14 protein-coding genes and 1 pseudogene are annotated in these 13,673 nt (G+C 37.5%); 4 read left to right on the top strand and 11 right to left on the bottom strand.

Annotated elements, in window-relative coordinates:
* Positions 1-32 precede the first annotated feature (32 nt).
* The 4 genes from ABIB40_RS08800 to ABIB40_RS08785 all read right to left on the bottom strand — a co-directional run bounded on the left by ABIB40_RS08800 (position 33) and on the right by ABIB40_RS08785 (position 3,208).
* Positions 33-1,046: a hypothetical protein gene (locus ABIB40_RS08800; RefSeq protein ID WP_354358108.1), complete on the bottom strand. Its 1,014-nt coding sequence runs from the start codon at positions 1,044-1,046 to the stop codon at positions 33-35.
* Positions 1,047-1,549: 503 nt separating this feature from the next.
* Complete coding sequence (locus ABIB40_RS08795; RefSeq protein WP_354358106.1) at positions 1,550-2,098, bottom strand: DUF922 domain-containing protein; 549 nt, start codon at positions 2,096-2,098, stop codon at positions 1,550-1,552.
* Between the two features lie 29 nt (positions 2,099-2,127).
* Complete coding sequence (locus ABIB40_RS08790; protein WP_354358104.1) at positions 2,128-2,724, bottom strand: hypothetical protein; 597 nt, start codon at positions 2,722-2,724, stop codon at positions 2,128-2,130.
* Positions 2,711-3,208: an RNA polymerase sigma factor gene (locus tag ABIB40_RS08785; protein WP_354358102.1), complete on the bottom strand. Its 498-nt coding sequence runs from the start codon at positions 3,206-3,208 to the stop codon at positions 2,711-2,713. The genes ABIB40_RS08790 and ABIB40_RS08785 overlap by 14 nt, the downstream gene beginning before the upstream one ends.
* Positions 3,209-3,329: 121 nt before the next feature.
* On the opposite strand from ABIB40_RS08785, the gene ABIB40_RS08780 reads away from it, so the two are divergent.
* The 4 genes from ABIB40_RS08780 (at position 3,330) to rpmA (ending at position 7,072) form a co-directional block, all read left to right on the top strand.
* Complete coding sequence (locus ABIB40_RS08780) at positions 3,330-4,919, top strand: dicarboxylate/amino acid:cation symporter (RefSeq protein ID WP_354358100.1); 1,590 nt, start codon at positions 3,330-3,332, stop codon at positions 4,917-4,919.
* Entirely contained in the window at positions 4,909-5,409 is a 501-nt protein-coding gene (locus tag ABIB40_RS08775; RefSeq protein ID WP_354358098.1) for a hypothetical protein, read from the top strand. Before ABIB40_RS08780 ends, ABIB40_RS08775 begins: the two co-directional genes overlap by 11 nt.
* 652 nt (positions 5,410-6,061) lie before the next feature.
* The gene (rplU, locus tag ABIB40_RS08770) at positions 6,062-6,373 is read left to right on the top strand and encodes a 50S ribosomal protein L21 (protein ID WP_354358096.1); all 312 of its coding nucleotides are present in this window, start codon (positions 6,062-6,064) and stop codon (positions 6,371-6,373) included.
* A 51-nt stretch (positions 6,374-6,424) separates the two neighbouring features.
* The gene (gene rpmA, locus ABIB40_RS08765) at positions 6,425-7,072 is read left to right on the top strand and encodes a 50S ribosomal protein L27 (protein ID WP_354358094.1); all 648 of its coding nucleotides are present in this window, start codon (positions 6,425-6,427) and stop codon (positions 7,070-7,072) included.
* Between the two features lie 190 nt (positions 7,073-7,262).
* Here rpmA and ABIB40_RS08760 read toward each other — a convergent pair whose 3' ends face one another.
* The 7 genes and pseudogenes from ABIB40_RS08760 to ABIB40_RS08730 form a co-directional block, all read right to left on the bottom strand.
* A complete protein-coding gene (locus ABIB40_RS08760; RefSeq protein WP_354358092.1) occupies positions 7,263-8,237 on the bottom strand; it encodes a polyprenyl synthetase family protein in 975 nt (324 codons plus the stop codon).
* A gap of 25 nt (positions 8,238-8,262) precedes the next feature.
* Positions 8,263-10,395: a ribonuclease R gene (gene rnr, locus ABIB40_RS08755; RefSeq protein WP_354358090.1), complete on the bottom strand. Its 2,133-nt coding sequence runs from the start codon at positions 10,393-10,395 to the stop codon at positions 8,263-8,265.
* 157 nt (positions 10,396-10,552) lie between these two features.
* Positions 10,553-11,329, bottom strand: a pseudogene (locus ABIB40_RS08750) (ATP-binding cassette domain-containing protein).
* Positions 11,329-12,042 carry a 3'-5' exonuclease gene (locus tag ABIB40_RS08745; RefSeq protein ID WP_354358088.1) on the bottom strand — a complete coding sequence of 238 codons (714 nt, stop codon included), beginning with the start codon at positions 12,040-12,042 and terminating at the stop codon, positions 11,329-11,331. Before ABIB40_RS08745 ends, ABIB40_RS08750 begins: the two are co-directional and overlap by 1 nt.
* 56 nt (positions 12,043-12,098) lie before the next feature.
* Positions 12,099-12,977 (bottom strand): DUF72 domain-containing protein, encoded by an 879-nt coding sequence (locus ABIB40_RS08740; RefSeq protein ID WP_354358086.1) that lies wholly within the window; start codon positions 12,975-12,977, stop codon positions 12,099-12,101.
* Positions 12,978-12,984: 7 nt separating this feature from the next.
* A complete protein-coding gene (locus ABIB40_RS08735; protein ID WP_354358084.1) occupies positions 12,985-13,233 on the bottom strand; it encodes a DUF5615 family PIN-like protein in 249 nt (82 codons plus the stop codon).
* Positions 13,234-13,330: 97 nt separating this feature from the next.
* The gene (locus ABIB40_RS08730; RefSeq protein WP_354358082.1) at positions 13,331-13,561 is read right to left on the bottom strand and encodes a DUF433 domain-containing protein; all 231 of its coding nucleotides are present in this window, start codon (positions 13,559-13,561) and stop codon (positions 13,331-13,333) included.
* Between the last annotated feature and the right edge of the window lie 112 nt (positions 13,562-13,673).

The following is a 13,673-nucleotide window of genomic DNA, read 5'->3' as shown; positions in this document are numbered from 1 at the left end:
AATATAAAAGGCTGAAAATCTTATAGTCAATATCACGAAGCTGTATTGTTTTCCGCAACTATCTGATTTAGCTCTGCAATAAACCTGGTTATGTTTTTGCTTTTATTAAGCGTTCTCATTAAAAGACTTTCTTGTTTATTCTGGTTTTCATTCCTGAAACTTATGTATATATCCGTCCCCGAATAAACAAAATTTACGCTTTTTCTAACCGTTCTAACGCCCTCAAAGTCCTTTAAATTGTAAACCTTGTTTACTCTGTTGAATATCCCTTTTCTACCTACAATACCAGAAGTCGAATCTATAGATATCTTTGTAAAAGTTGCCAAAAAAACAGCTATTCCTATGACCATGAGCGCAAATGATACTAATAATTTTGTGAAGTCGCTTTCAAAGCCGACCCACGCAAAGGGGCTAATTTCGTGTGCGCCGATAAAAAAAAGAATTGGGGAGAAGATAAACGGTAGAACTTTGTTATTTTTAACAATATAATTTCCTTGTTGTTGTACAAAATATTTAAAATTTTTAATGCGTTCGGTTGATTTTTCTAACGGTGCGTGCTTATCTAAGAAGGCGTGTATCAACGGGATTACTTCGCGGACAAACAATATGGCATTCAAGTCTTCTTTTTTTCCATAGTTGCAAGAAACCGCAATGCCTTTTCCATATCTGTTATCGTTGCGATAAATGCGGTATATGTATCCTCCACTTAAATTATTAACTACGTTAATCCCAAACAATTTATTAAACCTTATGATAGAAATCGGTAAAATACCAGAAAGTTTCTTACGCATAACCCCGGTTTCATTATCGAACTGAATATTTGTGGTGCCGAAAATAAGACAAGGTAGAAACATTAGGATGATAAACAAATAGATGGATAAATTGCCAGCAAGGCTCGGCATTAAAAAAATAAAGGACAAAAGAATTAATGAAAAAACTGCTGCCAACGCTACTCCGATAACCAAAATCATTCCAAATGGGTAAATTGTAACCTTATTTGGTTCAATCTTCCATCTGGTCTTAGTAAGCGCTTTTAAAGAATTCATATAACTATAGCAGTTGAGACAAAAAATAGGCTCGATAAAGTTACTTTCTTTTTGACGAAAAAGAAGGTGAGTTTAACAATTTCTGCTAAAAATAAGAAAATATAATCGCCAGTCTTTTAACAAAACTTCGTTATCGTAAAAGTATCTTTAAACCTAGTTTTCCAATTTGTGTTACTTTTATATCTAGATTTTGAAAATTCCCTAAAATCTAATCTGCAATTTATTCAGATTGAAAATATGTGTTGTGATAGTCCTTGAATTCAGCAAAATGGTAGCTCAAAAAACAATCTTGATAAGCAAATTATCCATTGATTTAAATCTTCAGAATATTCTCTAAGAAAATCCGAAATCGCAAATGGTTCGATAAAAATGGATGAATTAAAATAGGCGATAGCAGTTTCATCATGCAACAAATAAAAACGAGTTGCTTTCCAAGGGGGAACTTAAAGAATTTTATTTCCGTCTAAATTTTCAAGAGTTTTAGCTAGCCCTCAACCTCAATCTCAAACTTTTTCTCCCGTTACCTCTTCCATTTTTTCTTGGATGATTTTATCCCAGCGCTGCTGCATTTTATAATTGCTTCCATGCTCGGTCTCGTCATCATAATTTTTCTGCATGGTGTCGAAAAACTCACTTATGCTAGATGCGAGCATCCCAATCTCTGATCTATAATCCTTTTTAGAATAGGTACGGCTAGACAGTACTCGATCAGCTTCTTTAACCATGATAAAACTAATGTTTACATGCCCCTGTTCGTGGTGCAAAACCCTCGCTTTTAGTGCTGGATCTTTAAGCCTTTCTAATTTAACCCAAGATAAGCCTTTTTCTATTTTATATTCGTGTTGAAAGGTGATTGTCAAATGATCTCGACGGATTTCAGTTTGATAGGAATATTCCCACGTAAGCACGGTTAAAGCTACAAAAGGGGAATTTTTGTCGGGTTTACCTTTAAAATCACGCTCAAAATTTATTATAATGGGCGAAGAAGGAAACTGAGCAAATGCTATATGGCTCCAAATAAATAAGGAAATAAAGAATACTAGTGGCTTCATACTTTTTTAAAAGAAGAGCCAAAAGGCAATTAACTTCCTTTCAACTGATTGCCAATTCGCTCAAATTTTTCAATCAACAAGGCAATCCGTTCCTTTTCTGCTCTTAATACAATTTTTCTTAAAACCGTAGCGCAAAAAACAATCCAAAGAAAGCTAAAACCTAAAGTAATAATTTTTTCGAAGTCTGTTAACTGCTCCAAAGTCTCTAGAAAAGCAAGTACAAAACCTAATGTAAATACCACGGTATAAAGCCAATACATTTGGTTGTAGAGCTTAAATCTACTCTTTTGGTAGCGTTGCAGTTTTCCTAAAAATAGGGTAGGATTAATGGTGAAATCCTTTTTTGCAAGGAGTCGGTAATCTCTTATCAGCATTATGGTAGATACGAAAATGGCTATTAAAATAAAGGCAAACCCTACATGGGTGGTCCATCTTTCATAGCTATAATACACCCACGCAAAAGCGAAGGCGAAGAATGAAAATGCCATTCCCAAGATATTTAGCAAAGATTTGCTGCGGATGGCATTTACTTCTTTTTTTGCTTGTAGCAACATTTCTTCTGCAGAAAACTTAATTTCCACATCGTGTTTTTGCCACAATTCTTGTAGTTCATCAAACGCTTGCATATTGCTTATATAAGTCGGTTAATTTCTGTTTAATGCGGTGTATTTTTACCCTTAAATTGCCCTCGCTAATTCCAACTACTTCTGCTATTTCTGGGTAGGGCAATTCATCTAACACCATGGTAATAAGTAAACGATCATTTTCCTCTAATTTAGAAATGCAGGTGTAAAGGAGCGCCACCTGTTCGTTTTTCTCCGAGAATTCTTCTGTTTGCGTCTCGATGATGTTCTCTGTCAGCTCGTCTTTTGCTTGTCTTTTTTCTGACCTAAGGTAGGTTAAGCAGGTGTTTACTGCAATTCTATAGATCCAGGTAGAGATGAGCGATTTGTTTCGAAACTTATCTAAATTCTGCCATACTTTTAAAAAAGTTTCTTGTAGCAAGTCATTTGCCGAATCGGCATCGCCTGTATAGCCATAGCACAAGTGGAATATCTTCTTGGAATTTGCCGCGAATATTTCTTTAAATAACTTGTCTTTTTGCTCCATTAAAAAAATGCGATTTAGTTTTAGATAAGAACCGGTTCTTAAAGTTACACCCTTCTGGGCAAAATTAATAATTGTTTGCTTAGTACTTGCAAATAATTACTTTTGTTGGTAAGCCAAAACTATGAAGAGAAATAAATCTGTTTTAATAGCAACAATTTGCGTTTTTTTATTGGCTATTGTTGTACAAGTTTTAGGATACATAGAGGTTATATCAGCTGGAGAGAAAAGCACCGACTTAATTACTTACAGAGACTATTTGCCGCTATATGCGTTAACGGCAGCAGGTCTGTTGTTTTATTTTTTACCTAAAAAAACATCTTTTTGGCTTTTTATTACTGGTGTTGTAGCCTTTTTAAGCTATAGCGCGTTTATATTTTTAACCGATGGACTTGGATGGAACATTGTGTTGAGCGAGCAAACCCATGTGGTCTTTTTCGTTTTGCGCTGGTTGGTACTTGGTTTCATCTTCTTTTACGGCTTTATAAAAAAAACGCTTACTTTTTGGATTATGGTTTCCCTTTTTGTGGGCATATCCATCGGGCATGATTTTCCTTTTTTCGGGCAAAGTCTCCAGATCCTTAGTCAGATCTTCCTTAAACTTATAAAAGTAATTATCGCACCACTTATTTTTGCCACCTTGGTATATGGCATAGCTGGCCACTCAGACATAAAGCAGGTGGGAAGAATGGGTTGGAAGTCGCTACTGTATTTTGAAGTAGTTACTACTTTTGCCCTTTTTATTGGCCTTGCAGCTATAAATATAAGTAAAGCTGGTGTAGGCATTAGGCAGGCAGATGCCATAACGCATGAAATACCTAAGGTAGTTCCGCAAACAGCCAAAGAAGTTGTTTTACACGTTTTTCCAGATAGCATAGTAAAATCTATGGCAGAGGGAGATGTGTTACAGATTGTAATTTTTAGCGTACTTTTTGGCATAGCCTTAATCATGGTGCCAATGGCTCAGCGAGAGCCCATGATAAAATTCACAGAGAGTCTTTCAGAAACCATGTTTAAGTTTACCAACGTGGTTATGCTGTTTGCCCCGATAGGGGTGGGCGCAGCTATGGCCTATACGGTTGGCCACATGGGCTTGGGCGTTTTGGTAAACTTATTTCATTTGCTCATTACACTTTATGCAGCGCTGGTAGCGTTTATGTTGTTAGTGTTGTTGCCCATAGCGCTTATTATTAAATTGCCCATAAAAACATTTATAAAAGCCATTGCAGAACCAGTATCTATTGCATTTGCCACCACAAGTTCTGAAGCAGCATTGCCACGCGCTATGAAGGCCATGGTTGGCATTGGCGTGCCGCGCAAAATTGTGGCTTTTGTTATGCCAACTGGTTATAGTTTCAATTTAGATGGAACAACCTTATATTTGTCGCTTGCCGCAGTTTTTGTGGCGCAAGCGGCCAACATACCGTTAACATTTGGGCATGAGTTGGTCATTGTGTTTACGTTAATGCTTACAAGCAAAGGCGTTGCGGGCGTTCCGAGGGCATCTTTGGTTATTTTACTGGGAACAGCAGCGTCGTTTGGTTTGCCCACTTGGCCTATTTTTATTATTCTAGGAATAGATGAACTCATGGATATGGCAAGAACATCGGTAAATGTAATAGGCAATTGTTTGGCATCGGTAGTAATTGCCAAGTGGGAGGGAGAGTTTGATCCAAACAGAATAGAAGTAGCAAAAATAAATTATGAGCAATAAAGCAAAAAAGATTTTTTTGGCCTTAACGGTTATCGTGCCATTTATCATCTATTGTGTGGCATATTACATTCCTATTTTTAGGAATGCCCCTTTTCGGTTAAACGATTTTGTTTCGGTACAATACAGCTGGGGCGTAAATGATTCTTTGGAAAATCATTATAATTCTGTTACCGGCGAGTATCAGTACATCAATAGCCGTGATTCGATGGTTAGGAAAAAAGTTTTGTTAAACCACGATAACATCATTTATTTGCATAGCAAGGCGAGAGAGCTGGGTTTGTGGAACTTTCCAGATACGCTTGGCGAGAAAAGCCCAACATCGAAACAAATTCCGCGCTATGTAATTGTGTTTAACTATAAGGAAAAGAGTAAACGCGTGGTAATTTATGCCAACTTTGATGGTAACCCAAAATTGGTTGGTGCGGCCGTAGGTGTGCGCAAAGCGATAGAAGAAACCATTAACATGGCCGAAAGACGAAGCGGGAAATAAGGTTGAGAATGATAAGGTTGAGGGTGAGACTGAGGTTGAAGGTGTGTTTTCCGCCCTGCAATCGTAACTTTAAAATCGTAACTCGTAAATCTGAAATCCTAACTCGGTGGGCGTTACCCTCGGCTTCGCTTTTGCCCATCTCTCGGGTCGGGCTATCCGGGTGTTCGCTTCGCTACCGTGCCAATAAAAAAGATATTGGCACCAAGCCCCTTCTACCTAACGCAAAACATCCCTTTGTAAACAGTTGGGCGCTTATTTAATTGCTGATTTCTTGACAGCTGATTTCTTTTTGCGTGAAGGATAGCAGCGGAAAACCCACAGCGAGGAACGAGCGAGGATTTGGAGTGAATAGCCTGACCCTTGCGCAGCTTGGAGCACGCCCAGAGAAATAACAAGGAGCAAAGTTGAAAGATCAACCTTAAAGCTGAAAGACCAAAGATCAAAGCCAAAAGATTGAAGCTGAAAGACCAAAGCTGAAAGCCAAAAGATTAAAGCGAAATAAAAGAAAAACAGTCGTTTCACACAACTCAAGTCTCACGTTCCCTGCCTTAATTGCTCTAAAAAATATCTTTGATAACCGTTTGTGTTTAAGATGTATTTGTGCTATATTTGCACCTCATTAAATAAAAACAGAAAATTAATTTTTAAAACAATGTACGCAATAGTAAATATAGCAGGACAGCAATTTAAGGTTGCCAAAGACCAGCATCTTTTTGTACACAGGTTGCAAGGAGATGAAGGCGCTAGTATTGAATTTGACAATGTATTGTTGGTTGATAACGGTGGAGCAATTACTGTGGGTACACCTGCAGTAAAGGGCGCTAAGATTTCGGCTAAGATCGTGTCTCATTTAAAAGGTGATAAAGTGATCATTTTCCACAAAAAACGTAGAAAAGGATACAAAAAGAAAAATGGCCACCGCCAACAGTTCACCAAAATACAAATTGGAGACATTACTCTATAATTAAATTTTTAACTCCTATTCGCTTTTAGCGGGTAAAAAAAAATATAAAACATGGCACACAAAAAAGGAGCCGGTAGTTCCAGAAACGGTCGCGAATCGCATAGCAAGCGTTTGGGTATCAAGATTTTTGGCGGACAGGTAGCGATAGCTGGAAATATTTTAGTTCGTCAGCGTGGTACAAAACACAATCCTGATAAGAATGTTGGCTTGGGTAAAGATCATACTTTATTTGCATTGATTGATGGTACGGTAATTTTTAGAAAGAAAGCTGACAACAAGTCTTATGTTTCTATTCTTCCGTTTGTAGAGGGTGAAGTGGTTGCCGAGCCAGTAAAAAAAGCACCAGCTGCCAAAAAAGAAGTTGTAGCTAAAGAAGTTAAAATTGCTGTTGAAGCACCAGCCAAAAAAGCACCTGCAAAAAAAGAGAAAGCTGAAGCAAAGGCTGATGATTTGACTTTGGTAGAAGGAGTTGAACCTAAAATTGCGGAAATTTTAGTAAGCCATGGCATTGTTACATTTGCTGACTTAGCAAAAGCTAAGGTTGCGAAGATAGAAGAGTTACTTGCAGAAGCTGGTAGCAACTACAATACCGCTGTACCTGCTACTTGGCCTCAACAGGCAAAGTTGGCTGCCGACGGTAAATTTGATGAGTTGCAGAAACTTAAGGACGAGTTAGACGGTGGAAAGAAAGTAGATTAATCTTTCAAAAATATATTTAAAAGCCCTTTCGATTTTTTCGAAAGGGCTTTTTTTATGCATTTAGTTTAAGAGTTGCGATGTAAATCGCTCGAGAGGTCAAGTTCTTTATGTTTCACACGCGACACGCGTACGCTAGCGTTGGTCCGACCTCCGACCTCCGACCACCAACCTTCGACTTCCTTTCAATTCCTCAATAATCTCTAGTAATAAGCTGGTTGGTAAGAATCAATAAACCAGCCTTCCGGTCGTCACTTACGTTTATTTCGTCGAAAATGTGAAGGGCTTTCTGAAGATAAAAATCCATTTGTTCTTTAGCAATTTTGTCAATTTCCAACTCATCGTAAATTCGTTTTACTTGAGCAAGCTTTTCTTTGATGTCTACATATTTTGTAGCCATCCATTTATCTAGCGTTTCTTTTTGCTCTCCCTTTGCCAACTCAATTGCCTTTAACAACAGATAAGTTTTTTTATTTGCAATGATATCGCCACCAACCTGTTTGCCAAATTTTTTGGGGTCGGCGTATACATCCAGAATATCGTCGTGCAGTTGAAAAGCGATGCCGATATTTTCACCAAATTGATAAATAAGGTTTGCATCTTGTTTGGATGCGCCCGCTAGGACTGCCCCCAATTTTAGTGCGCCACCTAATAATACAGCGGTTTTTAGCCTAATCATGTTCAGGTATTCATCAATACTTACATCGTTGCGGGCCTCAAAGTCCATATCCAACTGCTGTCCTTCACAAACACCCTGGGCGGTATTATTAAAGGTGTCTAATGCTTCTTTAAGATAGCTGGTGTTAACTTTTGCTATGTGTTTATTGGCTTCTACCATCATTACATCACCACTTAAAATGGCCGTGTTTACGTCCCATTTCTTATGTATAGTTTCCTTTCCTCTACGCAAAGGCGCATTGTCCATAATGTCATCGTGAACTAAAGTAAAGTTATGGAAGATTTCTACGGCCATAGCTGCATGAATACTTTCTGCGGCATCTTTGCCAAAAAGCTCGGTCGACATAAGAACCAAAAGTGGTCTAATCCGTTTACCGCCTAAACTTAAAATGTATTTTATAGGGTCATATAAACGGTTAGGAGCAGCTGGAAATGCTAAGTTTTTTATTGATTTTTCTAATAATTGCTGAAGTTCTTCTATTGGCGGCATCGACACGGAATGGTAATTTAAATGATTAATCGGGAATTAACGTAAAGTCTATTTGGCGTTTGGATAGGTCTACTTTTTTAACCCTAATCATCACTTCGTCGCCCAGTTGGTATTTTTTATGCTTTCGTTGGCCAATAATACAGTAATTTTTCTCGTCGAGCACGTAAAAATCATCAGCTATGTCTCGTAAACGAATCATGCCTTCGCATTTGTTCTCTTCAATCTCTACATACATACCCCATTCTGTAACTCCAGAAATAATGCCTTTGTAAGCGGTGCCAATGTTGTTTTCTAAATATTCTGCTTGCTTGTATTTTATCGAAGCACGCTCTGCCTCCGCGGCTCTTTTTTCCATAGAAGATGAGTGTGCACAAGCGGCTTCATAAAGTTCTGCGTCTGCCGATTTTTTGTCATCAAGATAACTCTGCAACAAGCGGTGCGCCATTACATCTGGATAACGGCGTATGGGCGAGGTAAAATGGGTGTAATAATCGAAAGCCAAACCATAATGGCTTGTTTTCTTAGTAGTGTAAATGGCTTTGGCCATAGATCTAATAGCTAGTGAGGTGAGGATGTTTTGTTCCTTTTTACCTTCAACATCGGCCATCAAATAATTTAAAGACTTGGCAATTTCCTTATCTGTTTTTGTATTGATTTTATAGCCAAATCTAGATGCAAACGTGGCAAAAGCCTCTAAGCTTTCTAACTTTGGAGAATCGTGCACTCTGTAAACAAAGGTTAACTTTTTATTTCCCTTTCCTTTTTTTGCGATGAATTCGGCAACTTTTCTATTGGCCAAAAGCATATAATCCTCAATTAGCTTATGCGCATCTTTTCTTTCTTTTACAAAAACGCCAATAGGTTTTCCGTTATCGTCTAGTTGAAACTTTACTTCGGTACTTTCGAAACTGATGGCGCCGTTTTTAAATTTCCTGTCGCGTAAAATATAGGCTAATTCGTTTAATTTAAGCAATGCTTCAACACAATCGCCAGCCTTGTTTTCTAACACTTCTTGGGCCTCTTCATAAGCAAATCTTCTGTCAGAATGGATTACAGTTCTGCCAAACCATTCTTCTTTAACGTTAGCTTCGTTATCTAACTCGAACACCGCAGAGAAACATAATTTATCTTCTTTTGGCCTAAGTGAACACAAATTGTTACTTAAGCTTTCTGGCAACATAGGTATTACACGATCTACCAAATACACAGAAGTGGCTCTTGCATAAGCTTCTTTATCCAATTCTGTGCCTTCTATTACATAATGAGAAACATCTGCAATGTGCACTCCAATTTGATGATTTCCGTTAGGAAGTTGTTGGTAGGAGATGGCATCGTCAAAATCTTTAGCATCTGCCGGATCTATGGTAAAGGTTAACGCTTCCCGAAAATCTTTACGTTTTTCGATTTCTGTATCTGTAATTTTAGCAGAAATGGCGTTGGCTTCTGCTTCAACCTCTTTTGGGAAAGATAACGGAAAACCGTACTGAGCCAATATGGCATTCATTTCAGTTTCATTGTCTCCCTGGTCGCCTAATACGTGTTTTATGGTACCTATCGGGTTTTTAGCGCCTTCTGGCCAATCGGTTAAGGTTACCAAAACCTTTTGTCCATTTTTAGCCTCACCTATTTCTGATAACGGCACAAATATATCGTGCATCATCTTCTTATCATCGGCCATTACGAACGCAAATTTATCCGACAGTTTAATTACGCCTGTAAAGTCTGATTTTGCCCTTTTGATGATTTCTACAACCTCACCTTCGTTTTTACGGCCGTTCTTTTTAGCAAATACGTAAACTTTAACAGTATCTCCATGCAAAGCATTTCGAAGTTTTCTTGGCGCAACGAATACATCTTTCTCAAATTCATCATCGGGAACAATGTAGGCCGAGCCATCTGCCGTCATGTCTACACGACCAATAAGAAAGTTTTTTAAGTCTTTAATTTTAAACTTCCCCGGACTTGGTTCTAAAAATGCACCAGAAGTTTTACCTTCTTTTAAAATTTCTAAAATGGTTTTTTTAGATTCCTCGTCGTTTAGGTTCAGTTTAGCAGATACTTGCTTATAATTAAGTAGCTGGTTGCCATTTTTCTCGAAAATATCGCTAACCAATTGGTTTAGCACAGCTTTTATATTAGACGCTTTGTTTTTTGCCATAAAGGAACATTATTTACCGAAGATACGTAAAAAGTTAAAAAGGGATGGTTTACGTGTTGTAAGATTTAGGTTATAAGTTTATTGCTATATTAACAGAAAACCACCTTTTTGGTTTTGGTAGTAGGTTAATTTAAAAAGACAATTTAAAAGTAATTGGTTACGAATGGAGAAATTTTCCGGGAATGGCATCTATCAATTTTTTAGTGTATAGTGATTTTGGGTGATAGAAAAGTTCCTCAGAAAATCCTTCCTCCTCAACCTTACCTTTGTTCATTACTAAAATACGATCCGAAATATGTTTAACCACGGCCAGATCATGCGAAATAAAGACATAAGTAGGGCCAAATTCTTTTTGTAAATCTTTTAGTAGATTTAAGATTTGCGCTTGTACAGAAACATCTAATGCCGAGACAGCTTCATCACAAATGATAAATTTGGGCTTCAAAGCCAATGCTCGGGCAATTACAACGCGCTGTCTTTGGCCTCCACTAAACTGGTGTGGATAACGGTTAAAGTGATTTTCTTGCAAACCTACTTGCAATAGTAGCTTTATTACCTCGGCCTTTCATTCTAAATTGTTAGCAAACACACTTTGCACTTGCATCGGTTCTAGAATAGACTGGCCAACGGTAAGCTTAGGATTTAGCGCCGCATAAGGATCTTGAAAGATGATTTGAATGTCTTTTCTGAGCTTACGTAATTTGGATTTTCCTAACTCTAAAATATCTTGTTTATCGAACAAAATTTTGCCAGAAGTGGGCTCAATAAGTCTTAAAATACTACGTCCTAAAGTAGTTTTGCCACAGCCAGATTCGCCTACAATGCCCAAAACAGAACCTGCCTGTACCTGGAAACTAACATCGTTTATGGCAGAACTCCACGTTTTTTCATCATTGTTATAAAAGCTTATGCTTAAATTATTTACGCTGAGCATTAGCTTACAATGGTAATGTTTTCTTTGTCGATGGTCTTCATACCCTTAAACTTTAATAAGATTTGGGCAGTTGTGATCACATCTTTTTGGCAATAAGTTACAATTCTTGCCAAGTCGTTGTCTTCATAATACACTTTTCTTACATCGCTTCCGCTGATGTCGTCTTTTGGAGTGTCGATGTTTAATATCGTGGCTAAAAGATTTAAAGAGGTGTAGTGTTTGTAATCGCCAAACTTCCAAAGCTCCATGGTATCTAAATGGGGGTTTTCCCAGGGTTTCTTTCCCGCAATGCTTAATTGCCGTGGAATATTTAACCCATTAACCACCATGCGCCTGCACAGATACGGATAGTCGAATTCTTTGCCGTTGTGGGCGCAAAATGTTAGATCGGTGTTGTATTTTTTTAGTAGCGCTATAAATGAAGTCAGCAAATCAGTTTCATTATCGCCATATAAAGATTTGATGCGTAACTTAAAAACTTCATCCTCTTTCTGGAAAATCCCCATACTGATGCAGATGATTTTTCCAAATTCTGCCAAAATACCTGCACGCTCATAAAATTCATCAGGCGTTTGCTCTGGTTTCCGTTGAAACTTTGTTTTAGCTTCCCAAAGCGATTGTAAATTTTCTGGCACTTCGCTGTAAGCGCTATATTGCGGAACAGTTTCAATGTCTATTACCATTATTTTGCGCAGGTTGAGCTCATCTAGCATAAACCTAAGGTAAGAAATTAGTTTTCTTTTTACAACATGAATGTAGTTTGCAACGATTAATTAGGCGACATTTCTGGAATTTTAAGTTCTAAACCTAGTTCTTTGTTTAATTTTTTGATGAAGTATGCAGATAGTAAAGGCGAGGAAAGTTCTATGTTTTGATGGACAAAGAAGTACAAATTCTGTAAACCTTCTTTTTTCCAAGTCGATATTCTTTCTATCCAATCATCTAAACGCTTTTTATCAATTTCATCGTCATTTGCCCCAACAAAACGAATAAAAGCGGTAGGCGAAGTTAGGTGCATGTGCAGCATATCTCGTCTGCCCGCGGTATCTACAATAATGTTGGCGATGTTGTTTTCCTCGAAAAGGTTGGTGGTTTTATTTAAAATATCTGGGTTTGAGAACCATTCTTCGTTTCTAAGTTCTACCGCTAGCGGAATTACTTTCGGAAAACCCTCTATTGCTTTTTCCAACCGATCAAAATCTTTCGGTTTAAAATTATCGTGCAGTTGCAAAAATGCCATGCCCAGCTTATCCTCAAAGTTGGCTATCGAGTCGCAATATACTTGAATTGGCTCTTTCACATCAATCAATCTTTTAAAATGACTAATGCTGTTGGTTAATTTTGGAAAAAACTTAAAATTTGCTGGTGTTTTTTCTCGCCATGTCTTTACTTGGTCTATGCTAGGCATGCCATAAAACGTGGCATTTAGCTCAATAGAATTAAATTGTGTAGCATAATAAGTCAACTCATCTTTTGTTCCCTTGGGATAAAAGCCTTTCAAATCGGCCTTATTCCATTTTGCACAACCTACATAAGCCTCGAAAGATTGATTTTTTTTATTTGCTTTTAAAATGGCTGATGTTTCCTCGGCATCTGCCGGAAGTGTAAAATCTATTAGAGATGGGTCTTCTACTTTGCCGAAATTCATATTTTTTTTATGTTATACTAATCATACTAACTTCGTTTTTTTCATTCAGAAGAAGTTCTAAAGCTGAATTAATTCTTGGTTTCAACTTTTTCCAAAATACTTTATTTGAACAGTTTCCAAATTTTATCAAAATAAGTTTTGGAGGAGAACCATACCAATCTATTAGCTCGATGAAATCTGAATCTTTTGATATTATAATTACATGTCCATAAACCTGAGCCAATTCATAAATCATTTTGTCTTCTACAAAATGCAAATTTAAACTGAAGCATGACTATGTTTTTACGCCCGTATATTCGGAAATCCATTTTGCAATAATGGGAGAAATGTTTGCGTCAATCCAAATTTCCCATTCAATCATCGACTAAATCATCGTCAACTTTTTGTGCGCTGTACAGTAACGCTGCCTTAATATCTTCCCTTTCAAGGATTGGATGCTCCTCCAAGATTTGTGCTTCGCTCATTCCACTTGCCAACAGTTCGAGTACATCAGACACTAGAAATCGCAACCCACGTATGGTGGGCCTTCCACGCATCAGCCCATCGGTAACCATAATTCTGTCGAATATTTCGTATCGTTCCATAATCAAATATAAAAAAAATACCCCGGCTTAAAAAGTTGAAATATTCTGTACACTATAAAGAAACAAATTAATAATACAAGGCTTTAAATACCTATCATTATCATTCCTTTTC

Source organism: Pedobacter sp. UYP30 (assembly GCF_040547165.1).
In the GTDB taxonomy this organism is placed as follows: domain Bacteria; phylum Bacteroidota; class Bacteroidia; order Sphingobacteriales; family Sphingobacteriaceae; genus Pedobacter.
The sequence above is the reverse complement of the archived record's forward strand: the minus strand, read 5'-3'. Positions and strand labels throughout refer to the sequence as shown.